This is a genomic window from Pedococcus sp. P2_A3 (assembly GCF_056405035.1).
Map to the genome: position 1 here is coordinate 62,637 of NZ_JBFUCW010000020.1, position 23,787 is coordinate 86,423.

Annotated in this window: 19 protein-coding genes; 11 read left to right on the top strand and 8 right to left on the bottom strand. The window is 71.2% G+C overall.

Translation table 11 applies throughout. The features are described 5' to 3' along the window. The first annotated feature begins 21 nt into the window (after positions 1-21). The 5 genes from AC1DX8_RS15895 to AC1DX8_RS15915 are packed head-to-tail and all read left to right on the top strand — an operon-like array spanning position 22 to position 7,207. Positions 22-3,738, top strand: a complete 3,717-nt coding sequence (locus AC1DX8_RS15895) for a nitrate reductase subunit alpha (protein WP_477630929.1) — start codon at positions 22-24, stop codon at positions 3,736-3,738. Continuing rightward, positions 3,738-5,387, top strand: a complete 1,650-nt coding sequence (narH, locus tag AC1DX8_RS15900; RefSeq protein WP_477630910.1) for a nitrate reductase subunit beta — start codon at positions 3,738-3,740, stop codon at positions 5,385-5,387. The genes AC1DX8_RS15895 and narH overlap by 1 nt, the downstream gene beginning before the upstream one ends. Further along, positions 5,384-6,094: a nitrate reductase molybdenum cofactor assembly chaperone gene (gene narJ / locus AC1DX8_RS15905; protein ID WP_477630911.1), complete on the top strand. Its 711-nt coding sequence runs from the start codon at positions 5,384-5,386 to the stop codon at positions 6,092-6,094. The genes narH and narJ overlap by 4 nt, the downstream gene beginning before the upstream one ends. Next, positions 6,091-6,819: a respiratory nitrate reductase subunit gamma gene (gene narI, locus AC1DX8_RS15910; protein WP_477630912.1), complete on the top strand. Its 729-nt coding sequence runs from the start codon at positions 6,091-6,093 to the stop codon at positions 6,817-6,819. Before narJ ends, narI begins: the two co-directional genes overlap by 4 nt. A 52-nt stretch (positions 6,820-6,871) precedes the next feature. Continuing rightward, positions 6,872-7,207 (top strand): cupin domain-containing protein, encoded by a 336-nt coding sequence (locus AC1DX8_RS15915; RefSeq protein ID WP_477630913.1) that lies wholly within the window; start codon positions 6,872-6,874, stop codon positions 7,205-7,207. A gap of 34 nt (positions 7,208-7,241) precedes the next feature. On the opposite strand, the gene AC1DX8_RS15920 is transcribed toward AC1DX8_RS15915, so the two are convergent. Further along, positions 7,242-7,685 (bottom strand): hemerythrin domain-containing protein, encoded by a 444-nt coding sequence (locus AC1DX8_RS15920; protein WP_477630914.1) that lies wholly within the window; start codon positions 7,683-7,685, stop codon positions 7,242-7,244. A gap of 172 nt (positions 7,686-7,857) precedes the next feature. Here AC1DX8_RS15920 and ppdK point away from each other — a divergent pair, with 172 nt between their 5' ends. From ppdK to AC1DX8_RS15935, 3 genes are read left to right on the top strand one after another with little or no spacing between them, the layout of a single operon-like run. Next, entirely contained in the window at positions 7,858-10,533 is a 2,676-nt protein-coding gene (ppdK, locus tag AC1DX8_RS15925) for a pyruvate, phosphate dikinase (protein WP_477630915.1), read from the top strand. Positions 10,534-10,561: 28 nt separating this feature from the next. Further along, complete coding sequence (locus AC1DX8_RS15930; protein ID WP_477630916.1) at positions 10,562-11,935, top strand: MBL fold metallo-hydrolase RNA specificity domain-containing protein; 1,374 nt, start codon at positions 10,562-10,564, stop codon at positions 11,933-11,935. Next, the gene (locus tag AC1DX8_RS15935; RefSeq protein ID WP_477630917.1) at positions 11,919-14,549 is read left to right on the top strand and encodes a cation-translocating P-type ATPase; all 2,631 of its coding nucleotides are present in this window, start codon (positions 11,919-11,921) and stop codon (positions 14,547-14,549) included. The genes AC1DX8_RS15930 and AC1DX8_RS15935 overlap by 17 nt, the downstream gene beginning before the upstream one ends. A gap of 108 nt (positions 14,550-14,657) precedes the next feature. Here AC1DX8_RS15935 and AC1DX8_RS15940 read toward each other — a convergent pair whose 3' ends face one another. Together AC1DX8_RS15940 and AC1DX8_RS15945 are read right to left on the bottom strand one after the other, a co-directional pair. Beyond that, positions 14,658-16,448, bottom strand: coding sequence for a GNAT family N-acetyltransferase (locus tag AC1DX8_RS15940; RefSeq protein ID WP_477630918.1), 1,791 nt, complete (start codon positions 16,446-16,448; stop codon positions 14,658-14,660). A 78-nt stretch (positions 16,449-16,526) separates the two neighbouring features. Continuing rightward, complete coding sequence (locus AC1DX8_RS15945) at positions 16,527-17,576, bottom strand: zinc-binding alcohol dehydrogenase family protein (protein WP_477630919.1); 1,050 nt, start codon at positions 17,574-17,576, stop codon at positions 16,527-16,529. 192 nt (positions 17,577-17,768) lie between these two features. On the opposite strand from AC1DX8_RS15945, the gene AC1DX8_RS15950 reads away from it, so the two are divergent. Both AC1DX8_RS15950 and AC1DX8_RS15955 read left to right on the top strand, forming a co-directional pair. Continuing rightward, positions 17,769-18,290 (top strand): dsRBD fold-containing protein, encoded by a 522-nt coding sequence (locus AC1DX8_RS15950; protein WP_477630920.1) that lies wholly within the window; start codon positions 17,769-17,771, stop codon positions 18,288-18,290. Between the two features lie 120 nt (positions 18,291-18,410). Then, entirely contained in the window at positions 18,411-19,307 is an 897-nt protein-coding gene (locus AC1DX8_RS15955; RefSeq protein WP_477630921.1) for a universal stress protein, read from the top strand. A 114-nt stretch (positions 19,308-19,421) separates the two neighbouring features. On the opposite strand, the gene AC1DX8_RS15960 is transcribed toward AC1DX8_RS15955, so the two are convergent. Then, on the bottom strand, positions 19,422-20,273 hold the full coding sequence (locus AC1DX8_RS15960) for a universal stress protein (protein ID WP_477630922.1): 852 nt from the start codon (positions 20,271-20,273) through the stop codon (positions 19,422-19,424). A 240-nt stretch (positions 20,274-20,513) separates the two neighbouring features. On the opposite strand from AC1DX8_RS15960, the gene AC1DX8_RS15965 reads away from it, so the two are divergent. Beyond that, entirely contained in the window at positions 20,514-21,107 is a 594-nt protein-coding gene (locus tag AC1DX8_RS15965; RefSeq protein ID WP_477630923.1) for a CBS domain-containing protein, read from the top strand. A 38-nt stretch (positions 21,108-21,145) separates the two neighbouring features. Here the strand turns inward: AC1DX8_RS15965 and AC1DX8_RS15970 are convergent, their stop codons facing one another. The 4 genes from AC1DX8_RS15970 to AC1DX8_RS15985 all read right to left on the bottom strand — a co-directional run. After that, positions 21,146-21,592, bottom strand: coding sequence for a pyridoxamine 5'-phosphate oxidase family protein (locus tag AC1DX8_RS15970; protein ID WP_477630924.1), 447 nt, complete (start codon positions 21,590-21,592; stop codon positions 21,146-21,148). Further along, positions 21,589-22,512 (bottom strand): universal stress protein, encoded by a 924-nt coding sequence (locus AC1DX8_RS15975; protein ID WP_477630925.1) that lies wholly within the window; start codon positions 22,510-22,512, stop codon positions 21,589-21,591. The genes AC1DX8_RS15970 and AC1DX8_RS15975 overlap by 4 nt, the downstream gene beginning before the upstream one ends. A gap of 180 nt (positions 22,513-22,692) precedes the next feature. Then, positions 22,693-23,364 (bottom strand): response regulator, encoded by a 672-nt coding sequence (locus AC1DX8_RS15980; RefSeq protein WP_477630926.1) that lies wholly within the window; start codon positions 23,362-23,364, stop codon positions 22,693-22,695. Positions 23,365-23,403: 39 nt separating this feature from the next. Then, on the bottom strand, positions 23,404-23,787 hold a 384-nt coding region (locus tag AC1DX8_RS15985; RefSeq protein WP_477630927.1), incomplete at its 5' end, for a universal stress protein.

Here is a 23,787-nt window from a genome sequence, read left to right on the forward strand (position 1 = left end):
GACTCCACGACCGAGATCGGGATGGACGGCCCCCTCACCGAGGCCCTCGTGCGCACCAGGAGGTTCTTCACGCGCGGCACCGTCTCCAGCGACCTCCGGACGATCTCGCGGGTGGGTGGCCGCCAGGCCGACGACTTCTACCGTGACCGGTGGAGCCACGACAAGGTCGTGCGGTCCACCCATGGCGTGAACTGCACGGGCTCCTGCTCGTGGAAGGTCTACGTCAAGGACGGGATCATCACGTGGGAGACCCAGCAGACCGACTACCCGTCCGTGGGCCCGGACTCGCCCGAGTACGAACCACGCGGATGCCCCAGGGGGGCGGCGTTCTCCTGGTACACCTACTCCCCCACGCGCGTTCGTTATCCGTACGTGCGCGGCGCCCTGCTCCAGATGTTCCGCGCGGCCAAGGCCCAGCACGACGGTGACCCGGTCAGAGCGTGGGAGCACATCGTCGAGAACCCGTTGCGGGCCAAGGCCTACAAGTCCGCCCGGGGCAAGGGCGGCCTGGTCCGGGCGACCTGGGAAGAGGCCACCGAAATCGTCGCGGCCGCGCACGTCCACACCATCAAGAAGTACGGGCCCGACCGGGTCGCCGGGTTCTCCCCGATCCCCGCGATGTCCATGGTCTCCCACGCCTCCGGGGCCAGGTTCGTGAACCTCATCGGCGGCTCGATGTTGAGCTTCTACGACTGGTACGCCGACCTCCCCGTGGCTTCCCCCCAGGTCTTCGGCGACCAGACCGACGTCCCCGAGTCGGGTGACTGGTGGAACGCCGGCTACCTGATCATGTGGGGCTCGAACCTCCCGGTCACCCGCACCCCGGACGCGCACTGGATGACCGAGGCCCGCTACCGCGGACAGAAGGTCGTCGCCGTGGCCCCCGACTACGCCGACAACGTGAAGTTCGCCGACGAGTGGCTGGCCGCCAAGCCCGGCACCGACGGCGCACTGGCCATGGCGATGGGCCACGTGGTGCTGAAGGAGTTCTTCGTCGACCGGCAGACGCCCTACTTCACGGAGTACGTGAAGACCTACACCGACCTTCCCCACCTGGTCCGTCTCGACGAGACGACCGACGGTGAGTTCACCGCCGGCAAGTTCCTCACGGCCGCCGACCTCACCGAGCACGCTCACGTGGAGAACGCCGCCTTCAAGACCGTGCTCATCGATGCCAGCACCGGCGACGCCGTCATCCCGCACGGATCGCTGGGTCACCGCTACGGCGAGGCGGGTGTGGGCACGTGGAACCTCGATCTCGCCGACACCGACCCGGTCCTGTCACTCCTGGACACCGCAACCGAGTCCGTCGTCGTCCGTATGCCGCGTTTCGACACCCCGGACGGCGCCGCCGCCGACCTGCCTCGCGGCGTGCCCGTGCGTCGCGTGGACGGCCACCTGGTCACCACCGTCTTCGACCTCCTCCTCGCGCAGTACGGGGTCAGCCGACTGCACCACGGCCGGCCACTCCCCGGGTCCTGGCCGGCCGGCGACAACAAGGGGTACGACGACGCCGACTCGCCGTACACCCCTGCGTGGCAGGAGGCCATCACCGGAGTGCCAGCCGCCACCGCCGCGCGGATCGGACGGGAGTTCGCCCAGAACGCGGAGGACTCCAAGGGCCGGTCGATGATCGTCATGGGCGCCGGCACCAACCACTGGTTCCACTCGGACACGATCTACCGCGCGTTCCTCACCCTCACCAACCTCACGGGTTGCCAGGGCGTCAATGGCGGCGGTTGGGCGCACTACGTCGGGCAGGAGAAGGTCCGTCCCATCACCGGCTACACCCAGATCGCCAACGCCCTCGACTGGAACCGCCCACCGCGCAACATGATCCAGACGGCGTACTGGTACCTGCACACGAACCAGTTCCGCTACGACCAGTTCGGCGCCGACACGCTCTCGGCGACCACCGGCAAGGGGCAGCTCGCCGGCAAGTCCACGGCTGACGTCATCGCCCAGAGCGCACGGATGGGCTGGATGCCGTCGTACCCGACCTTCGACCGCAACCCCCTGGACCTCAGCGACGACGCCGCGGCAGCGGGCAAGCCAGTCGGCGAGTACGTCGTCGACCAGCTCAAGTCCGGCGAGCTCGACTTCGCCGGCGAGGATCCCGACGCACCGGGCAACTACCCGAGGATCCTGTCGATCTGGCGGGCCAACCTGCTCGGCTCGTCCGGCAAGGGCAACGAGTACTTCCTCAAGCACCTGTTGGGCACCGAGTCCTCGGTCCGCGCAGCCGAGACGCCCGTGGGCCAGCGCCCGGTCGACGTGACGTGGCGCGACCAGGCGCCCGAGGGGAAGCTCGACCTGCTGATGACGATCGACTTCCGCCAGACCAGCACGACGATCTTCTCCGACGTGGTCCTGCCGGCCGCGACGTGGTACGAGAAGCACGACCTCAACACCACGGACATGCACCCCTTCGTCCACTCGTTCAACCCCGCCATCGCGCCCCCGTGGCAGACCCGCACCGACTGGGACGCCTGGCAGACCATCGCGGAGAAGTTCAGCGAGCTCGCGGCCACCCACCTCGGGGTCCGCAAGGACGTCGTCGCCGTCCCCCTCACCCACGACACCCCGGACGCGCTGGCCAACCCGCACGGCGTGGTCCGCGACTGGAAGAAGGGCGAGTGCGAGCCGATCCCGGGCGTCAGCATGCCCAAGCTCGTCGAGGTCGAACGTGACTACGGCGCCGTCGCAGACAAGATGAACGCCCTCGGCCCCCTCGTCGACACGCTCGGCGCGACGACCAAGGGCGTGACCTTCGAGCTGGGCAAGCAGGTCGAGTACCTGCGCGCGAAGAACGGCGCGGTGCGTCGCGGCGTCGCCGACGGGCGTCCCTCGCTGAAGAAGGACGTCAACGTCTGCGAAGCGATCCTGGCGATGTCCGGGACGACGAACGGGCACCTGGCGACCCAGGGTTTCAAGACGCTCGAGAAGCGCACCGGGGTCCGGCTGGCCGACCTGGCCGAGGAGCACGAGGGGAAGCAGATCACGTTCGCGGACACGCAGGGTCCACCCGTCCCCGTGATCACCTCCCCGGAGTGGTCGGGGTCGGAGACCGGGGGACGGCGCTACTCCCCCTTCACCATCAACGTGGAGCGCAAGAAGCCCTGGCACACCCTCACCGGACGGATGCACTTCTACCTCGACCACGACTGGATGACCGAGCTCGGTGAGGGCCTTCCCGTCTACCGGCCGCCGTTGAACATGGCGGCGTTGTTCGCCGAGCCCGCCCTCGGGACGGTGTCCAACGGGTCCGGCGGGCAGGTCGAGGGACTGACCGTGCGGTACCTGACCCCGCACAACAAGTGGTCGATCCACTCCGAGTACCAGGACAACCTGTTCATGCTCTCCCTCTCACGAGGTGGCCAGAACATCTGGATGAGCGACCGGGACGCAGCCAAGGTCGGCATCGTGGACAACGACTGGATCGAGGCCGTCAACCGCAACGGGGTCGTGGTGGCCCGGGCCATCGTGTCCCACCGCATGCCGGAGGGAACCGTGTACATGTACCACGCCCAGGACCGGTTGATCGACGTACCGCTCGCCGAGGCGTCGGGCAAGCGCGGCGGCATACACAACTCGCTCACGCGACTGCTCGTGAAGCCGTCCCACCTGATCGGCGGGTACGCGCAGCTGACCTTTGCGTTCAACTACCTCGGCCCGACGGGCAACCAGCGTGACGAGGTCACCATCATCCGCAAGCGCAGCCAGGATGTGACGTACTGATGAAGGTCATGGCCCAGATGGCGATGGTGATGAACCTCGACAAGTGCATCGGGTGCCACACCTGCTCGGTCACCTGCAAGCAGGCCTGGACCAACCGCTCGGGCACCGAGTACATCTGGTTCAACAACGTCGAGACCCGACCCGGACTCGGCTACCCCCGCACCTACGAGGACCAGGAGACGTGGAAGGGCGGCTGGGAGCTCACGTCCAGGGGCCGGATGAAGCTGAAGGCGGGTGGGCGCCTGAAGAACCTGATGACCAACTTCTCCAACCCCAAGCTCCCCTCGATCGGCGAGTACTACGAGCCGTGGACGTACGACTACTCCACGCTCACCGACGCGCCGGCCCAGAAGCACACCCCGGTCGCGCGACCGAAGTCGCTGATCAGTGGCAAGAACATGAAGATCGAGTGGTCGGCCAACTGGGACGACGACCTCGGCGGGTCGACCGCCACCGCGCACCGCGACCCGATGCTCACGAAGATCGCCGACAAGGTCAAGTTCGAGTTCGAGCAGACGTTCATGTTCTACCTGCCCCGGATCTGCGAGCACTGCCTCAACCCGTCGTGCGCCGCGTCGTGCCCCAGCGGTGCGATCTACAAGCGCGAGGAGGACGGCATCGTCCTGGTCGACCAGGACAAGTGCCGTGGCTGGCGCAAGTGCGTCTCGGGCTGCCCCTACAAGAAGATCTACTTCAACCACCGCACCGGCAAGGCCGAGAAGTGCACCTTCTGCTTCCCCCGCATCGAGGTCGGCCTGCCGACCGTGTGCGCGGAGACCTGCGTGGGTCGACTGCGCTACATCGGCCTGATGCTCTACGACGCCGACAAGGTCCTCGCGGCCGCGTCCACGCCCGATGACCAAGGGCTCTACGAGGCCCAGCGCGACGTCTTCCTCGACCCCTTCGACCCGGAGGTGATCCGGGAGGCCGAGCTGGCGGGGATCGCGCGCGACTGGGTCGACGCCGCCCAGCGCTCCCCGATCTACGCGCTGATCAACACCTTTCGGGTCGCGCTCCCCCTGCACCCCGAGTACCGCACGATGCCGATGGTCTGGTACATCCCGCCACTGTCACCCGTCGTCGACGTCGTCGCCGAGACCGGGGAGGACGCGGAGGAGAAGGGCAACCTCTTCGCCGCCATCGACGCCCTGCGGATCCCCGTCGAGTACCTCGCCGAGCTGTTCACGGCCGGTGACGTCGCCCCCGTCGACGCCGTGCTGAAGAAGCTCGCCGCGATGCGCTGCTACATGCGCGACATCACCATGGGTCGCGACCCGGACCCGTCCATCCCGGCAGCGGTCGGGATGAGCGAGGAGGAGATGTACGACATGTACCGCCTCCTCGCCATCGCGAAGTACGACGAGCGCTACGTGATCCCGGCGGCCCACGCCGAGCAGGCCCACTCGTTGGAGGAGCTGTCCACGGAGTGCTCGGTCTCGGACTACGGCGGCGGGCAGCCGGACCTCTTCGGCGAGGGTTCCGGTAAGCCGACCCCGATCGCCGTCGAGAACTTCCAGATGCTGCAGGACCGGCAGACCTCCGACTCCCTGTCTGGTCCACGCAACAAGGCGACCCGCGTCAACCTGCTCAACTGGGACGGCAAGGGCTCGCCCCCCGGGATGTTCCCACCGACGGACCCAGAGTCGTGAGCGGCCGCCGACCCAGGCCCAGCCTGCCCGCCGACCAGCTCACGATCGTGTGGCAGTCGGTGTCGCTGCTCCTGGACTACCCCGACGAGGACCTGCTCTCACGTGCGGCGCTCCTCAGGCCGCTGTCAGAGCACCTGCCCCGTGGCATCGGAGACTCCATCCGCGCCTTCCTCGACCACGTCGCAGCCACCCCGCTGCCCGCCCTGCAAGCCGACTACGTCGAGACCTTCGACACCAGGCGCCGCTGCAACCTCTTCCTCACCTACTTCGCCCACGGGGACACCCGCAAGCGCGGGATGGCACTGCTCCGCTTCAAACAGACCTACCTCGGCGCTGGTTTCGAGCTCGACCCCTCGGAGCTGCCGGACCACCTGTGCGTCGTGCTCGAGTTCGCCGCCACCGTCGACCAGCGACTCGGACGCGACCTCCTGCTGGACCACCGCGCCGGTGTGGAGCTGCTGCGTCTGTCGCTGCGGGACATCGCCGCACCGTGGGCGAGCCTGCTCGACGCAGTGGCCGCCACCCTGCCACCGCTGCGTGGTGACGAGCAGGATGCCATCCGTCGTCTCGCGGCGGAGGGTCCGCCGGAGGAGGAAGTCGGGCTCGCGCCCTTCGCCCACCCGGAGTTCAGTCCCGGCGCGGCCACGGGCGCCGCCCCTGCGGCGATCTCCCTGCCCATGCCGTCGTTCCACGGAGCGCGCCCATGACCGAGTTCCTGTTCGTCATCGTTCCCTACCTCTGCCTGACGACCTTCGTGGTGGGCCACCTGTGGCGCTACCGCTACGACAAGTTCGGGTGGACCACGCGATCGTCCCAGCTCTACGAGAACCGCATGCTGCGGATCGGGAGCCCGCTGTTCCACTTCGGCATGCTCGGGGTCGTCGGCGGGCACATCATCGGCCTGCTGGTGCCGCAGGCGTGGACGGACTGGGTCGGCATCAGCGAGCGCGCCTACCACGTGGTCGCCGTCACCGGTGGGCTGCTGGCCGGGGTGATGGCGGTGGTCGGCATGGTCATCCTGATCTACCGACGACGCACCGTCGGGCCGGTCTTCTCCGCCACCACGCGCATGGACAAGGTCATGTATGCGTTCCTCGCGGTCGTGATCGTGCTCGGCATGTGGAACACCGTGGCTGGGTCGATCCTGACGATCGGCGGTGAGTACAACTACCGCGAGGGCGTATCGGTCTGGTACCGCTCGTTCCTCGCGTTCCAGCCCGACGCCACGTTGATGGCGAAGGCGCCGCTCGGCTTCCAGCTGCACGCGCTCGTGGCCTTCGGGCTGTTCGCGCTGTGGCCGTTCACCAGGCTGGTGCACGTCTTCAGCGCGCCGGTCGGGTACCTGACCCGCCCCTACATCGTCTACCGCAGTCGCGACGACGCCCAGCTGGGCAGCCACCGGCCGCGACGCGGCTGGGACCGGGTCGGCTGAAGTTCCTGCCGGCAACACTCGACCGAAAACCCTCGACCAGGAGATGACACCCATGCAGCCCACGTCCCTCACCGAGCTGGCGCGACACCACCTCGAGGCGGCTCGCCAGGCCAACAGTGGTCGCAGTGCCCAGACGCTCCACGGCGGTCAGGACAACGTCCTGCGGCAGACCCTCATCGCCCTGCGCGCCGGCTCGACCCTCGACGAGCACGAGAACCCCGGCGAAGCCACCGTCCAGGTGCTGCAGGGCGGCGTCACCCTCGTCACGGAGGAAACGTCGACGGACGGTTCAGCGGGCGACCTGATGGTCGTCCCCGACACCAGGCACGCCTTGAGGGCCAACGAGGACTCCGCCATCCTGCTGACCGAGGGCAAGCGAAGCACCTGACCACACCTCCGCCGAAGGCCGTGCTCGACCCGCCTCAGTTGCCGATCATGGTGTCGTCGGGGTGAGCCTCCTGCCACGCCACCATGGACGCGTCCCAGTCCTCGCCCCCGAGCGCGATGATCGACGCCGGGAAGAGTCCGTCCTCCTCCTTGGCGATGTGCTCGTGCAGGTCGAAGACCGCGGTCCGGATGCGAACCACGTCGCCCGGGTCGGACAAGTCAGCGGTGGTCAGGAGCTCGTCGAGCTCGCGGTGTTCCCGCACGAGCGGGTCGATGTGCTCCGCGAACAGGGGGTCGCGAGCCAACGCGGCGAACAGACCGCGCTCCTCGCCCTGCCAGTGGGAGCGCAGCACGTCACCCATGGCCCCCAGCAGCGCAGTGGCGCCGGCCAGGTCGCCGCGGTCGATCGCGCGGAGGGCATCACCGCCCAGGTTGGTCGCCTGCTCGTGCTCCGCGATGTAGTCCCGCAGGAGGAGCATGTCTCGACACCCGCAGTAGTGGCACATGGCTCCGTCCCTCCACGGGTCGGACCCGTTGCCCTGATCCTAGGCTCCGCCCGTCCGTGCCGTGATCGGACGGGGTGTCCGACCGCTGGACGATGCGGGCCGAAGGTCCCTTACCCTCCGGCTCGGGCGCTCTGAGCATGGGCATGTGACCACTCCCCTGCTGCTCCCGTTTGCGCGCGGTGACGCGTCCATGGCCGACCTGCTGGGTGGCAAGGGCGCCAACCTGGCTGAGATGACACGGCTCGGCCTCCCTGTCCCCCCTGGCTTCACCATCACCACCGAGGCGTGTCGCCAGTTCCTCGTCACGGGTGAGGTGCCCGTCGAGCTCCCCGACCTCGTCACGGCCGCCGTGCAGACGCTGGAGGGCGAGTCCGGACGGGTCCTGGGTTCCCCGGACAACCCGCTGCTGGTGTCCGTCCGCTCGGGGGGCAGGTTCTCGATGCCCGGCATGATGGAGACGGTCCTCAACGTGGGGCTGACCGACCTGACCTTGCCCGCCCTCGCCACCCGGGGTGGCTGGCACTTCGCCTGGGACTGCTACCGGCGGCTGGTCCAGATGTACGGCCACACCGTGCTCGGCGTGGATGCCGGCCAGTTCGACGACCTCCTCGCGRCTGCCCGGTCGCGGTGTGGGGTGGCCGATGACGCACACCTTCCGACCGATGCCCTGGAGGCGCTGGTCGCCGACTTCCGCACCGTGCTCGTGCACGAGGCCGGACGAGACCTTCCCCAGGACCCCCGTGAGCAGCTCGACGAGGCCATCACCGCGGTCTTCCGGTCGTGGACCGGCGACCGGGCCCGTACGTACCGCGCCCACGAAGGGATTGCGGACACGCTGGGGACGGCGGTCAACGTGGTCGAGATGGTCTTCGGCAACACCGGTGAGCGGTCAGGCAGCGGCGTGTGCTTCACCCGCAACCCCGCGACGGGTGCATCCGGGGCCTACGGCGACTACCTCACCAACGCCCAGGGCGAGGACGTCGTCAGCGGCAGCCGCACCACGATGCCGCTGGACGAGCTGTCGGTCCGCGAGCCGGCGCTGCACGGTGAGCTCCTCAAGCACCTCTCCACCCTCGAGGCGCACTACCGCGACCTGTGTGACGTGGAGTTCACCATCGAGAACGGGCGACTGTTCCTCCTCCAGACCCGGGTCGGCAAACGCACCCCTGCCGCGGCCTTCCAGATCGCCAGCGACCTCGCGACGGAGGGGTTGATCACCCTCGACGAGGCCCTCTGCCGGGTCGACGGCCACCAGCTCGAGGCGTTGCTCCACCCACGCTTCGACACCGTCTCCGGGCGGGAGCTGCTGGCCACGGGGCTCCCGGCCAGCCCGGGCGCAGCAGTGGGATCGGTGGTCTTCGACCCCGCCGACGCGGTGGCCGCGCGCGCCCGAGGTGAGGCCCCCATCCTCGTCCGCGTGGAGACCTCCCCTGACGACCTCGCAGGCATCATCGCCGCCGAGGCCGTGGTGACCGCACGCGGCGGGCTCACCTCCCACGCAGCGGTCGTCGCGCGCGGGCTGGGGAGGACGTGTGTCACCTCGGTCGCGGGGCTGCTGGTGGACACCGCGGCCGGTCGTGCCGTCACCGCTGACGGCGTGGTCATCAGCCGGGGCGACATCCTCTCGGTGGACGGGTCGAGCGGTCACCTCTACCGGGGCGCGCTCGAGGTGCGTCCCAGCCGCGTCGCGCAGGCCTTGGGCGCCGGGTCCGTCGATGAGGACGACTCGCTCGTCCACGCCGTGACCACCCTCCTCGGGCACGCCGACACGCGGCGTGCGCTGCGCGTGCGCGCCAACGCCGAGACGGAGCGGGACGCCCTGTTGGCGCGCCGGCTGGGCGCCGAGGGCATCGGCCTGTGCCGCACCGAGCACATGCTGCTCGGGCCCCGTCGCGAGCTGGTCGAACGCGTCGTCGTGGACGACCGTCGTGCGGACGCGCTGGTGGAGATCGAGGAGATCGCCGTCCGGGAGTTCACCGGCATCCTGCGCGCCATGGACGGCCTGCCGGTCGTGGTCAGGCTCCTCGACCCACCCCTGCACGAGTTCCTGCCCGACCTCGTCGAGCTCACCGCCGCAGCCGTCCACCGGGACGAACGCCACCAGCCCGACGAGACCGAGGACGCACGGCTGGCGACCGCGAGGAGGTGGCACGAGACCAACCCCATGTTGGGGCTGCGCGGCGTGCGGTTGCTGACGGTGCTGCCCGAGCTCGTGGTCGCGCACGTCCGGGCGCTGGCCACGGCCACCGCTCGGCTGCGGGCCGAAGGGTGTGACCCGCATCCGGAGATCATGGTGCCGCTGGTCGCCGTCGAGGCCGAGCTGGTCCTCGCCAGGACCCACATCGAGGAGGCTCTGCGCGGCGACGTCGCCACCGTGCCCATCCCTGTGGGGACGATGATCGAGCTGCCCCGGGCGGCCCTGACGGCGGACACGCTCGCGACGCACGCCGACTTCTTCTCCTTCGGCACCAACGACCTGACCCAGACCACCTGGGGCATCTCCCGCGACGACGCGGAAGCCGGCTTCCTCGCGGCATACCGAGAGCAGGGACTGCTCGCGACGGATCCCTTCACGACCCTCGACCGGGCCGGCGTCGGTCAGCTCGTGGAGACCGCCGTGCGACTCGGGCGCGGGGTCAGGCCCGACCTCGGTCTCGGCGCCTGTGGCGAGCACGCGGGCGATCCGGCGTCCATCCAGTTCTTCGCCGAGGCGGGCCTCGACTACGTGTCCTGCTCACCGCCACGGGTGCCGGTCGCACGGCTCGAGGCCGGGCGCGCGGCAGTCCGCGACGCCAGTGCGGACCAGGCGGACACCCGATGATCGCCCTACGTCCCCCGAGGGGGACCCCGTGACGACGGCGCTGTCGTTCCTGGGCGCCGCCGGAACCGTCACCGGGAGCAAGTTCCTCGTCGAGGCGGAGTCGTCCCGCCTCTTGGTGGACTGCGGTCTCTACCAAGGGGAGCGACGCTGGCGCAGGGCCAACTGGGAGGAGCCGGTGCTGGCTGCGACGAGCGTGGACGACGTCCTCATCACCCATGCGCACCTGGACCACTGTGGCTACCTCCCCGCGCTGGTGCGCCAGGGCTACACGGGACCAGCGTGGGCGACGTCCGGGACCGCGCAGCTTGCGGCCATCGTCCTGCGCGACAGCGCGCACCTCCAGGAAGAGGACGCCCTCCGCGCGGCCTCCGGCGGGTGGTCGCGGCACGACCCGCCAGTGCCCTTGTATGACGCCGCCGACGCCGAGCGCGCCATCGAGCGGTTCGAGCCCAAGCCCTTCGACGAACGGTTCACCCTCACGTCAGGGGGCTCGGTGGCCTTCGCACGCGCCGGGCACATCCTCGGCTCGGCGACCGCGCTGGTCGAGCTCGGCGACAGCAGCATCCTGTTCTCGGGCGACCTCGGCCGACCCGCGCATCCACTCCTTCGACCGCGGTCAGCCCCACCAGCAGCGCGCACGGTGGTCCTCGAGTCCACCTACGGCAACCGCACCCATCCAGCAGTCGACGAGTCGCACGCCGTGCTCGCCGCCACAGTCCGTCGGACGATCGGCCGCGGCGGCACGGTGGTCATCCCGGCCTTCGCCGTGGACCGCACCGAGCTCGTGCTGCTCGCGCTGGCCCGGCTGCGTGCGGCCGGATCCATCCCGGACGTACCCGTCTACGTCGACAGTCCGATGGCGCTGCGTGCACTCGACGTCTACAGCCAGCCGGAGGCCGCCGCCGAGCTCCTCGACGCGGGTCTGGACGAGCTGTCGGTCCTGCACGGTCTGCGAGCGGCCCGCAGCGCCGACGAGTCCAAGGCCCTCAACAACCCCGGCAGCCCGTGCATCATCGTGTCGGCATCAGGGATGGCCACCGGAGGACGGGTGGTCCACCACCTGCGCAACCTCCTGCCCCACGCCCGCAACTCCGTGGTCCTGACCGGCTACCAGGCGGTCGGCACGCGGGGGCGCGACCTCCTGGAGGGCGCCCACGAGGTCAAGATCATGGGGCGCTACGTCCGGGTGCGCGCCGAGGTCGTGGCGGACGACGAGTTCTCCGTGCACGCCGACGCCGAGGAGCTGCTCGGGTGGTTGCAGCAGATGCCGGCGCCGCCCCAGACCGTGTACCTCGTCCACGGCGAGCCTGAAGCCAGCGCAGCCCTGGCCGCCCGCGTCCGGGAGGCGCTCGACTGTGCCGTCGTCGTCCCCCGGTTGGGCGAGCGTGTCCTCGCCGACTAGGGCGGGCACAGGCAGGTCGTCGGGACGGGGCCTCCCGGGCCATGGGCTGCCGGGACTGACCTCGTCGGAGGTGAGCGCGCGGCTCGCGAGCGATGGCCCCAACGAGCTGCCGCCGGCCCGGAGACGGCACCCGGCGTGGCAGCTCCTGGCCCAGATGACGCACCTGTTCGCGGCCATGCTGTGGATCGCGGCAGTGCTCGCCCTGTTCGCGGGCATGCCGCAGCTCTCCGTCGCGATCGTCGTCGTGGTCCTCGTGAACGGTGCCTTCGCCTTCCTCCAGGAGTTCCGGGCCGACCAGGCCGCCAGCCGGCTCCGCGAGCTCGTCCCCGCCCGGGCGCAGGTGCGCCGTGACGGCGTCCTGCGGTCCGTCGCGGTCCGCGACGTGGTGGTGGGGGACGTCGTCCTGACGGTGCCCGGGGAACGCATCTGCGCCGACCTCCTCGTCGTCGAGGCGCACTCGCTCGCCGTCGACGAGTCACTCCTGACCGGGGAGAGCCTGCCCGTCCACCCCACCCCGGGAGCCCAGCTCTGGTGTGGCACCTTCGTGGTCGAGGGCGAGGCCGAGGGTGTCGTCTCCGCCACCGGTGGACACACCCGACTCGCGGGCATCGCCGAGCTCACGGTGTCGTCACCCCCCGGGGTGAGTCCGCTCACCGGCGAGCTGAACCGCGTGGTGCGGGCCGTCGCTCTCATCGCCGCGGCAGTCGGCGTCTCCCTGACCGGGGTCTCGGTCCTCCTCGGCCTCTCCGTCCCGAAGGCCTTCCTCTTCGGTCTGGGGGTCACGGTCGCACTCGTGCCCGAGGGCCTGCTCCCGACGGTCACCCTGTCCCTCGCCCGCGGGGCGCAGCGGATGGCCGAGCGTCGCGTGCTGGTGCGTCGGCTCGAGGCCGTCGAGACCCTCGGCGCCACCACCTTCATCTGCACCGACAAGACCGGCACGCTCACCCTCAACCAGATGTCAGCGGTCGCCGCGTGGACGCCCGCGGGGGGACGGACGAGCTTCACGGCCGCGGGATACGACCCGACCGCCGACCCGGGGGCCACACCGAGCGCACCTGTGCAGACGCTGGCCTGGGCGGCCGCGTCCTGTGTCCGTGGCCGGATCATGCCCGACGCCAAGGGCTGGCGGCCCCACGGCGACCCCATGGAGGTGGCTCTCGACGTCCTCGCCCATCGCCTGCAGGCGCCGCCCTCGCCCGACGCGGACGTGTTGCGCCGGCTGCCCTACACGGCCGAGCGCCGACGGTCCTCGGTCGTGGTGCGGCGCGTCGACGGCCAGGGTGAGGACGTGCTGGTCCTGGGGCCCCCGGACGTCCTGGCGGCCGGGATGTCCGGGGGCGTCCCGGCCCTCCAGCAAGCGGTCGACGAGCTGACCTCCCGGGGGCTGCGCGTCATCGCGGCCGCGCGGAGGACGGCCCCACCCACCTGGCGTCAGGACTCCCCCTCGGAGCTCGAGCGTGACCTCGAGCTGCTGGGCGTGGTGGCCCTCGAGGACCCGCCGCGCTCGGACGTCGCCGGGGCGCTGCGGTCCTGCCACCTGGCTGGGATCCGCGTCGCAGTCGTGACCGGCGACCACCCTGCGACAGCCCTCGCCGTGGCTCGCGAGGTGGGTCTGGCCGGGCCGGGGACAATCGCCGTCACCTCGGCGGAGCTCCCGACGGCTGATGCCGACCTTGCTGCGCTGATGACTCGGGACGACGGCGTGGTGGTCGCTCGCGTCACGCCGGAGGACAAGCTGCGCATCGCACGGTCCTTGCGCGCCGCCGGGCACGTGGTGGCCATGACCGGTGACGGCGTCAACGACGGACCTGCGCTGCGGGCGGCTGACGTGGGCATCGCCATGGGGGCGTCAGGAAGTGACGTGGCGCGTGAGGCCGCTGACATCGTGCTCCTCGACGACCACTTCGCCGGCATCGTGGCCGGCATCGAGCTCGGCCGAGCGACGTTCTCGAACATCCGCCGCTTCCTCACCTACCACCTCACGGACAACGTCGCCGAGCTGGCCCCTTTCGTCCTCTGGGCGTTGTCGGGCGGTCAGTTCCCCCTCGCGATCGGGGTGCTCCAGGTGCTGGCCCTCGACATCGGCACCGACATGCTGCCGGCGCTCGCCCTGGGAGCCGAACCCCCCAGTCGACGCACCATGGTGGGACCGGTGCGCTCCCGCAGACTCGTCACGAGTGCTGTGCTGGGTCGGGCGTTCGGGCTGTTGGGACCCACCGAGGCAGTCCTGTCCCTCTGCGCGTTCGCGGCCGTGCTGTATGCCGGTGGGTGGCGATGGGGCACCACCCCACCACCCGGCCTCCTGGCCGCCGCCTCCGGCGGGTGCTTCCTCGCCATCGCGCTGGGCCAGCTCGCCAACGCCCTTGCCTGCCGGAGCTGGACCCGGCCGGCGTGGCGCAACCGGCTGAAGGGCAACCGGCTCCTGGGATGGGCCCTGCTGGTCGATGTCGCACTGTGCATCGGGTTCCTCGTCACTCCCCCGCTGGCCGACGTCCTGGGCGGTGAGTGGCCACCCGTGCTAGGGCTGGCCGCAGCGGCCGTGACGGCGCTCGGGGTGGTCCTCGTCGACGCCGTGGCGAAGACCGTGGGCCGCCGACGGGCCCTGCGTCGGTGAGGTGCCGGCACCGGCGCCCCGGGGCCCTGCACCCCAGCCCCCCTGCACCCCAGCCCCCCCTGCACCCCGGCACCTGACAGAGTCAGCGCACCGGAAGGTCGCCCCCCGCTACCGCGGGCAGACCCTGGCCAGGCCGTCCAGCGCCTGCTCCACGCTGGCGAACACCGGGACCGCCCCGTGGTGCTGGGGGCTACGGGGGTCAACCGCGACGATGACAGGAGCGGGGCGACCCGTCGCCGCTTCACGGGGAAGCGCACCGATGACCTGCCAGAGAGATCTCTTGCTCAGCACGGCGCTGGGGCGGTGGTCGATGACCACCGCGTCGACACCCGGGTCCTCCTCCAAGGTCTCGAGGACGTCATGGATCTGCTCAGCCGTCACGTCGCGCGGAAGGGCCAGGACGGCTCCGCGGGTGGTGCTCTCAGGGCTGAGGAAGTGGATCCGCATCTCGGAGTGCTGCGTCAGGGAGGGACCGAACATGCTGAGTCGGGCCAGCTGTCGGTTGGCTCCCGCCAGCACCGGCCAGGGTTCGTTGGTGACCACGGCGACCCGCCGCCCGAGCGGTCGCCCACCCAGGGTGAACATCATGGCGAGGTCGGCGAGGTTGCCGGGGGACGTCGCCCGCACTGGTGCGGTGCCCTTGCGCGTGGCCGCTCCGTCGGTGCCGTGGACGTCGGAGCACAGGAGGGCGACGGGCTTGAGGGTGCTGTGCACCTGGGCGAGCTCGTGCAGCAGGGTCGCCGAGGCCGCGCCGCGCAGACTGACGAGGATGACCTCCGTCCGTGGGTCCCGGGCAAACCAGGCGACCAGGTCCTCCACCGCGAGGTCGCAGCCGCGGCCGATGTCGACGATGCCCGAGACACCCAGCCCACGAGCGGACAGCTGCGCTCGCAACGGATCGAGGCTCCCGGCGTCGTCGGTGACGACCGCCACGGTGCCGCCGGCCACCCGGGTGCCCCTCTGCCCGACCTGCAGGCGGACGAGCGGGTCGGTGTTGACCAAGGCCTGCGACCCGGGCCCGAGCACGCGGGCTCCCGCCGCGAGGATGCGCCCCAGCACCTCCGCGGACAACACGTCCGTACTGTGCCGCACGCCGCTGCGACCGCGACCGGATCCGATCAGGGCGATGGCAGGGACCCCCGCCTCAGCACAGGCCAACGCCGCCGGGCCTGCGTCGCCCAACCCGTCGGGGATCAGCGCGAGCTCAGCGCCGGCCGGGACCTCGAACCCGCCACCTGCCCGGTGGATCGGGGACACGGGGACTTCTGGGCGCCCGGACATGGCGACGCGACGACCACGCGTGCCAGGGTCTGACCTCAACACCGCCACGGCGGCCGGTGCCATCAGGGGCCGCACTGCCGCCCCCCGAGCCACCTGCTTCCTGGACTCGTGGGCGGCCACGTAGCCGGGGTCCGCCGCGATGGTGAGGACGACGTCCGCCGTGCCGTCCTGCACCACCGAACGCCACGTCAGCCCGAGGTGCCGCAGGAGGTCGAACATCTGCGCGTTGCCCCCCAGCACCGTTCCCACCATCGTCCGGACCCCGCGCTTGCGAGTCTTCGTCACCAGGGCCTCGACCAGCACCGTTCCGATGCCACGGCCCTGGTCCTCGTCGTCGACCGCCACGGCGAACTCGACGGTGCCGTCGGGGAGCGGGTGGGTCGACCCCACCGCCACGATGCGCGACCCCAGCTCGACCACGGCGGCATCCAGCGTCCGCAGGGGGTCCGCCAACGCCTGCACGTAGAGGGGCGCCGCCGTGGTCGAGGTCGACAGGAAGCGCTGGCGGGCCGACCGAGGGGACAGCCGCCTGATCAGGTCCTCGATCGCCCTCAGGTCTGACGGCGTGACCTCACGCACCGTGAGGACCCGTCCCCCACGCGCGAGAACCTGCTCCATGACCCCACCCTCCCCGGTGTCGCAGACTGCTGGCAGGGACCAATGTCCTGTCCAGGGCAGCCGTGCCGGTTCCAGGCCTCAGGCCATCTGCAGGACGGCCACCCCGGTCACCCGGTCGCCGGCCAGGTCGTCGAGAGCCCGGTCCGCCTCCGAGAACGGGTAGCTGGTCACCTCTGCGGACAGACCCAGGGTGGTGGCCAGCCGAAGCAGGTCAGCGCCGTCCCGGCGGGTGTTGGCCGTCACCGAGGTCAGGTGCTTCTCGAGGAACAGGTGCCGCTGGTAGTCCAGCGCCGGGACCTCGCTGACGTGGATCCCGGCCAGCACCAGGGTGCCACCCCGCTCCAGTGCCTCGAGGCCGACGGGCACGAGCTCACCGGCAGGAGCGAAGAGGATGGCCGCATCGAGCGGCACCGGCGGCGCTGCGCCGGCCGGACCTGCTGAGGCGGCACCCAGCTCCAGGGCGAGCCGTCGCGCCCCCTCACCGCGCGTCAGCACGTGGACCTCCGCGCCCTGGCGCAGCGCGATCTGGGCGGTGAGGTGGGCGCTGGCACCGAAGCCGTAGATGCCCAGCCGGCCCCCGGGCGGCAACCCGGTGCGACGCAGGGCACGGAAGCCGATGATGCCTGCGCACAGCAGGGGTGCCACCTGGAGGGCGTCCAGCCCCGGAGGGACGCGATAGGCGTATGCCGCGGGCACCGTGGCGTACGCGGCATACCCACCGTCGGCGTCCCACCCCGTGAAGGTGCATCGTGGGCACAGGTTCTCGGCCCCGCTGCGGCACCACCGGCACTGACCACACGTGCTGCGCAGCCAGGCGATCCCGGCCCGGTCTCCGAGACGGAGCTCGTGCACGCCGGGTCCGACCCCCACCACCGTCCCCACGACCTCGTGTCCGGGGACGACACCCAGACGGTGGGTCGGCAGGTCGCCGTCGGTCACGTGCAGGTCCGTCCGGCAGACCCCGCAGGCCTCGACCTCCACGAGCACCTCACCCTGGCCCGGGGTGGGGACGGCACGCTCCGTCATCCGGATGCGGGTTCGCCGGCCCGACTCGCCCGTGGCCTCCCACGCCGACATGACGTCGGGGAGGGCGACGGACGACGATCCGCTGCCTCCAGGGTTGCTCATCGTGCTCTCCTCTCACCGTCGCGACGTCGGTGGATGGCTCCACTGTCGTCCTCGGCGGCCAGCGCGGACAGGCCGTTGGTCCTGACTCCGCCGCGCCCCGGGAGACCTGCCCGCCGATGCGGGACCTTCGGCCCGGTTGCCCGGCCCCCGGTGGGACGAGCCTTGGAAGACCAACCACGGCTGGAGGACACCATGAGAGCGCAGCCCGGAGATCGCATCATCCTTGCCGCACCCACCATCGACGGCCCGCTGCGTGACGGCGAGGTGTTCGAGGCACGGGGCGAGGATGGCCAACCTCCGTACCTCGTCCGCTGGAGCGACGGGCACGAGGGACTGCTGTACCCCGGGCCCGGCTCGATCCTGCGGCTCACCTCCCACCCCACGGAGAGCGCCGGCCCAGCCAGGCCGAGAGAGCCCCAGCCGCACGCACCCGGGGAGCATCCGCGGGTGCGGGACTGGCAGGTGAGGGTGTCCATCTTCGGGTCGGACGACGACGCCGAAGCGACGGTCGTGCTGCTGGCCGACTCCCCCACGCACCTGACCGCCCACGGACACAGCCACCGCAGTGTGGGCGACAGGGTCGTCCCCGAGATCGGGGACGAGGTCGCCGTGGCACGGGCCCTGCGGCGTCTCGCGGACCAGCTGCTCGAGACGGCCGCCGATGACATCGAAGGCGTCACCGGTGAGCACGACGTGAGCCTTCGCTCGCGCTGAAGGCAGCCGGTCCGCGGCGCCGTGCACCGCTCCGGTCACAGGACCTTGGCCTCTCGTGCCCGGGGGGCCTCCCACCTAGCGTCAGTGCGAGAACGCACGGAAGGAAGAGAGGGCTGAGCCATGACCGAGACCAGGGTCCACGCCCAGGGCGCCGTCGTCGTGGGTGTCGAGGGGACCGGCAGCGACACCCGGCCCTTGGAGGCTGCCGTCATCCACGCTCGCCTGCACCAACGGCCCCTGCACGTCCTCCATGCCACCGCCATCGGCATCGTCCCCTGGACCCCTGAGCGCCTCGACCGGCAGCGAGCGCGCACCGCCATGGCCCTGGCCCGGGCCCGCGCCCTCGGACCCGACCTCACCGTCACCTCCGCCACCGTGGTCGATGACCAGTCGGCCGCCCTCGTGGCAGCCAGCCGGACGGCCTCCTTGCTGGTCATGGGCGCTGGTCGGCTCGGACGAGCTGGCAGCATCATGCTCGGGGCCACCACCGGCCGGGTGGCCAGTCACGCACAGTGCCCGGTCCTGGTCGTCCCGGAGGACTGGAGTCCGACCGAGGACCTCGCCGTGGTGGTGGGCGTCGACGACGACGAGCACTCCCGTCCCGCAGTGGAATGGGCCTTCGCCGAGGCCTCGGTCCGCCGGGCCCCGCTCGTGGCGGTGCACGCGTGGTGGTGGGAGGCATTCGGCCCGATGGCGTCCGACATCGCTGCCGAGCGTGAGCACGGGGTCGCTGGCTGGGAGGCTGCCGCCGAGTCGCAGCACCTGATGATGGGCGAGATGGTGGCCGGGTGCCGGGAGAAGTACCCGGACGTCGAGGCCAGGACCGAGTTCGTCCGCGGTGAGGCGACGTCCACCTTGGAGGAGGCGTCCCGCGATGCGCAGCTGCTCGTCGTGGGGACTCGCGGCCGAGGCGGTTTCGCCGGTCTGCTCCTCGGCTCGGTGAGCAGCCGCGCGCTGCACCACTCGCACTGCCCCGTTGTCGTCGTGCCCTCCCCGCGGGGTCACCGGGCTGCGTGAGCGGGCCTGCAGGGGCGGGCCCGAGGGTGCGGTCGTGAGGGTGCGGTCGTGAGGGTGCGGTCGTGAGGGTGCGGGCCTTAAGGACCCTTGCCCAGAGCGAGGCGGGCACCCTGCTCAGAGGGAACCCTCGGGCACCACGGCCACCGGACAGGCCGCTGACCGCAGCACCTTGCGGACCGTCGGCGAGCCGATCGTCTCCGAGCGGGGCCCGGCCGGCCGCGACCCCAGCACCACCAGGTCTGCGTCGCCGGCAGTGGTGAGGATCGCCGCGGAGGACTCCTTGCGGATCGACACGCGGTGGAGCTCCACGTCGGGGTACTTCTCACCCCAGCCGGCCAGCGACTCCGCCATGGCCGCCTCCTCATTGCCCACGGACGTGCGCCACAGGTGGGGCGGAGTGATCGCGCCACGCAGCCCGATCCGGTCCGACGCGTGCCACGCGTGGACCGCGGTGAGGCGCAGGCGACGGAGGTCGGCCTGGGCGAACGCGAACCCGATGGCGTCGTGGCAGCCGGCGGACTCGTCGACGCCCACCACGACGCGTCGGACGTGCTCACGGTTGAGGGCCGCCGGACGGATGACCGCCACGGGACAGGCCGCGGCCCCGACCACGGCGAGAGTGGTCGACCCGAGCCGACCGGTCGCCGGGTGGCCGCGTCCATGGGCGCCGACCACCAGGAGCGCAGCCTGAGCCGAGGCGCCGAGCAAGGCGGACCTGCCCGGCTCCGCGGCGTTCGTGCTGCTGACGCGCAGCCCCGGGTCCATGGCGTGCACGCGGTGCACGGCCGACTGGAGGAGGGCTTCTCCCTGGCTCGCCGAGTCGGGGGTCGTCCCGTGGGCGTGCACGAGGTGAATGGCCCGCTTCTCCAGCTGGGCCAGGTCGATCGCCCAGTCCAGCGCCGCCCAGGACTGGGGCGAACCGTCGAGACCCGCGACCAACGCTCCCGGCGCCACCACTGTGCTCATCGAGCCACCACCATGTTCATCGAGCCGCCACCATGCTCATCCCGACGCCTCTCGTCGCTCCGACACGTCCCCCGCCGTCGCAGCGGGTGGATCCAGCCTCCGGGCCCGGCTCCTCGCAGCACAGGGCCGTTGGTCCCTCAGGACCAAGGGCCCTGTGCCCGTCAGGCGGGACCCAGCACGCTGGCACCTGAGAGCTGGCACCTGAGAGAAGAGGTCCTCACCATGTTGGTAGCCGACGTCATGACTGCGCCCGTCGTGAGCATCACGCGCGACCGGCCGCTCGAGGAGGCCATCCGGCTGCTCGGCACCGCAGGGATCAGTGCACTCCCCGTGGTGGACGCACAGCAGGGGGTGGTGGGCATCCTGTCGGAGGCCGACATCCTTCGCCAGCCGCTCCCGCAGGATCCGCGGTCCCACCTGAGACCCGTGGAGCCCTCGCCCCTCACCGACCTCCTCGTCGAGGACGTCATGACCGTGGATGCCGTCTGCGCGTTGGCCCACACCGACTGCTCCGAGGTGGCCCTGGCGCTCGCGGACACCGGGTGGAAGAGCATGCCGGTCGTCGAGGACGGGCGGCTGGTCGGCATGGTGAGCCGCAGCGACATCCTGCGCGCACTGGCCGTGCCCGACGCACTGCTGACCCAGGCCGTCCTCGGTGCCTTCGCGGCAGCCGGCCATCCGGAGTGGGTGGCGGTGGTCCACTCAGGACGCGTGACGGTCGAGCCTCCACCGCCCGACCTCGTCGAGGCCGCCCTGGCGACCGCCTCGACCGTCCCCGGGATCCGCAGCGTCGAGCTCGGGCCGCACCCGAGCGCTCCCGTCACCCCGAGCTGAGGCCGTGACGGGGGTCCGTCACGCGGACGTCGCAGGGGTCACGTCGCAGCAGCCGGCAACGCGCGTCCCGTGATCTGGTCGGAGCGGATCTCGATCCACACGGCACGGTCGACGTCCCCGACCGGCCACAACCCGCCGCTCATCCGGTCGAGCTGTCCGTCGAGCTCTCCCAGGAGCTCGTCGTCCTCGACGACGCAGGCGGTGCCCGTCAGGCTGACGCTCCACCCGGTCGCCGCCGACACGTCGTAGGCGTCGACCTCGAAGCCCATGGGGTCGTGGTCGGCAGCGGCTTCGATCTTGGACCCTCCGCTGGTCCGGAAGCACACGTCCATACCGTGCACGACGTGGTGCACCGGCAGGACCACGATGGCACCGTCCCGGGCGAAGGCGACCCTCCCGATGGCTGCGCCGCGCATCCGCTCCAGGCACTCCTCGGTGCCCATGACCCGCAGACCACTGTGGTCGGTGGGGAGGTCGGTGCTCATCTGACCGGGTCCTGCCCCTGCACCGGGCCAAGACTGCGGTCCTCGGTGTGGACGACGACGAGGGGGCAGGGACGGTCCGCCGAGTGGAGGAGCCCCTGGCTCACCGATCCGACCAACAGTCCCACGAACCCGCCGTGACCGCGGCTGCCCGTCACGATCAGCTGGGCGCCCGTGGCCTCCGCAAGGACTGCGGCGACCGGCACCTGACGGACCAACACCTTCCGGACCGGCACCTCCGGGTACTTGTCGGCCCACGGGGAGATGGCGTCGTCGAGGAGCCGCTGCTCCGCGTGCTCGAGCTCGACGATCTGCTCCTCGGTGAGCCAGGCGACCCCGATCCGCTCCGCGGCGTCGACCCACCAGGCGTGGACGGCGACCACCGAGGCGCCGAGGGCGGCGGCGCGGTCGAACGCGAAGGCGATCGCGGAGTCGTTGGCCGAGGAGCCGTCGACAGCCACGACGATCGGCGCAGTCGCGGGGAGCTCGAGCTCGCGGTCGACCACCACCACGGGGCACGCGGCGTGCGCCACCACCTGTGCGGACGTCGATCCCGAGAACGCCTCTCGGACCGCAGAGTGGACCCGGCGACCCACGACGACCAGCGCGGCCTCGCGTGAGGCGTCGACGAGGAACGCGGCCGAGGTCCCGACCGACGAGTCGACCGTGACCTTCGTGCCCGGTGCGCGCTGCGCGGCATAGCTGCGCGCCTCCGAGACCATCTGACCCGTGAGGTCGTCGGGCCACGGTGACGCCGCCCCGAACCCGGGAGCGGCGAGGTAGACGATCCCGCGCGCCACCAGCAGGTGCAACGGCGCGTGCAGCCGGGCAGCCTCGCGGACCGCCCAGTCGAACGCAGCATCACCGGTGCCGAAGCTGTCGTAGCCCACGACCACGGGGCGGCCAGAGACGTTGGTGTCCATCGAGTCCTCCAGGGAAGCGCACGGCTTGGGTAGGACGAGCCTGACACCGGCGAACTCCTGCTCACAGGGCCGTTGGTCCCGCCGAGGGCGTGCTCGACCTCTCGAGGAAACAGAGGTCGCACACCACGTCCAGCGACGCCGGCTCCGCAGTCGGCGCGACGTGCGTCGGCTCCCCTCCCGTCAGGCCGAACCGCTGCTGCGGGGGTCCCTGGTCCCGTCGGTGTGGGACGCGTGGCCGGCGACGTAGACAGCCGCCTGGGTGCGGCTCTCCAGGCCCATCTTCGCCAGCACCGACGTGACGTAGTTCTTCACCGTCTTCTCCGCCAGCGACATGGCCTGACCGATCTGGCGGTTCGTGAGGCCCTTGGTGATGTGCTCGAGGATCCGGCGCTCCTGGGGGGAGAGCCCTGCGAGTCGAGGGTCCTCCACGTTGTGCCCCCACTGCGCCCGCAGGCGCTCCACGACCCCGCTGTCCAACAGCGACTCCCCCGCGGCGACCCGACGGATCGAGGCCACCAGGTCGTTGCCCCGGATGTCCTTGAGCAGGTACCCCATCGCGCCGGCCAGCACGGCCGACTTCAGCGCGTCGTCATCGTCGTAGGAGGTGAGGATGATGCCCGCCACGGACGGGTCCACGGACCGGACGTCGCGGCACACGTCGATGCCCGAACCATCGGGCAGTCGGGCATCGAGCACCATCACGTGCGGGCGCAGCGCCGGGATGCGACGGGTCGCCTCGTTCGCGCTGGCCGACTCACCCACGACCTCCAGGTCGTCCTCGACCTCCAGGAGCTCCCGCAGGCCACGCCGCACCACCTCGTGGTCGTCCAGCAGGTAGACGCGAATCACCATCGGCACCCTTTCGTTGTGGGGACAGCGTAGGGCGTCGGATCACAGTCCGCCGTCCCGCGTCACGGCGACCGGCAGGGTGGCCTGCCGGAGCACCGCTCGGCTCACGGAGCCGAGCATCAGTCCCGCGAACCCACCGTGGCCCCGGGAGCCGACGACGACGAGTCCCGCCTCCCCGCACTCGGACAGCAGCGCCTCCCCCGGCCGCCCTTCGGGGGTGCGGGGGACGGTGTGGACCCCGGGGTGGCTCTCAGCCACCTGCGCCATGGCGTCGCGGACGCAGGCCGCTGCGGTCTCGTACTCGGCGGCGACCAGGTCGGCAGCGCGCGCGGGGTCGTGCCAGAGGTCACCCATCCACGGCTCCCGCTCCGGGCTCACCCACGTCGTCACGATGACCAGGTCCGCACCGGCGGCGCGCGCCATCGA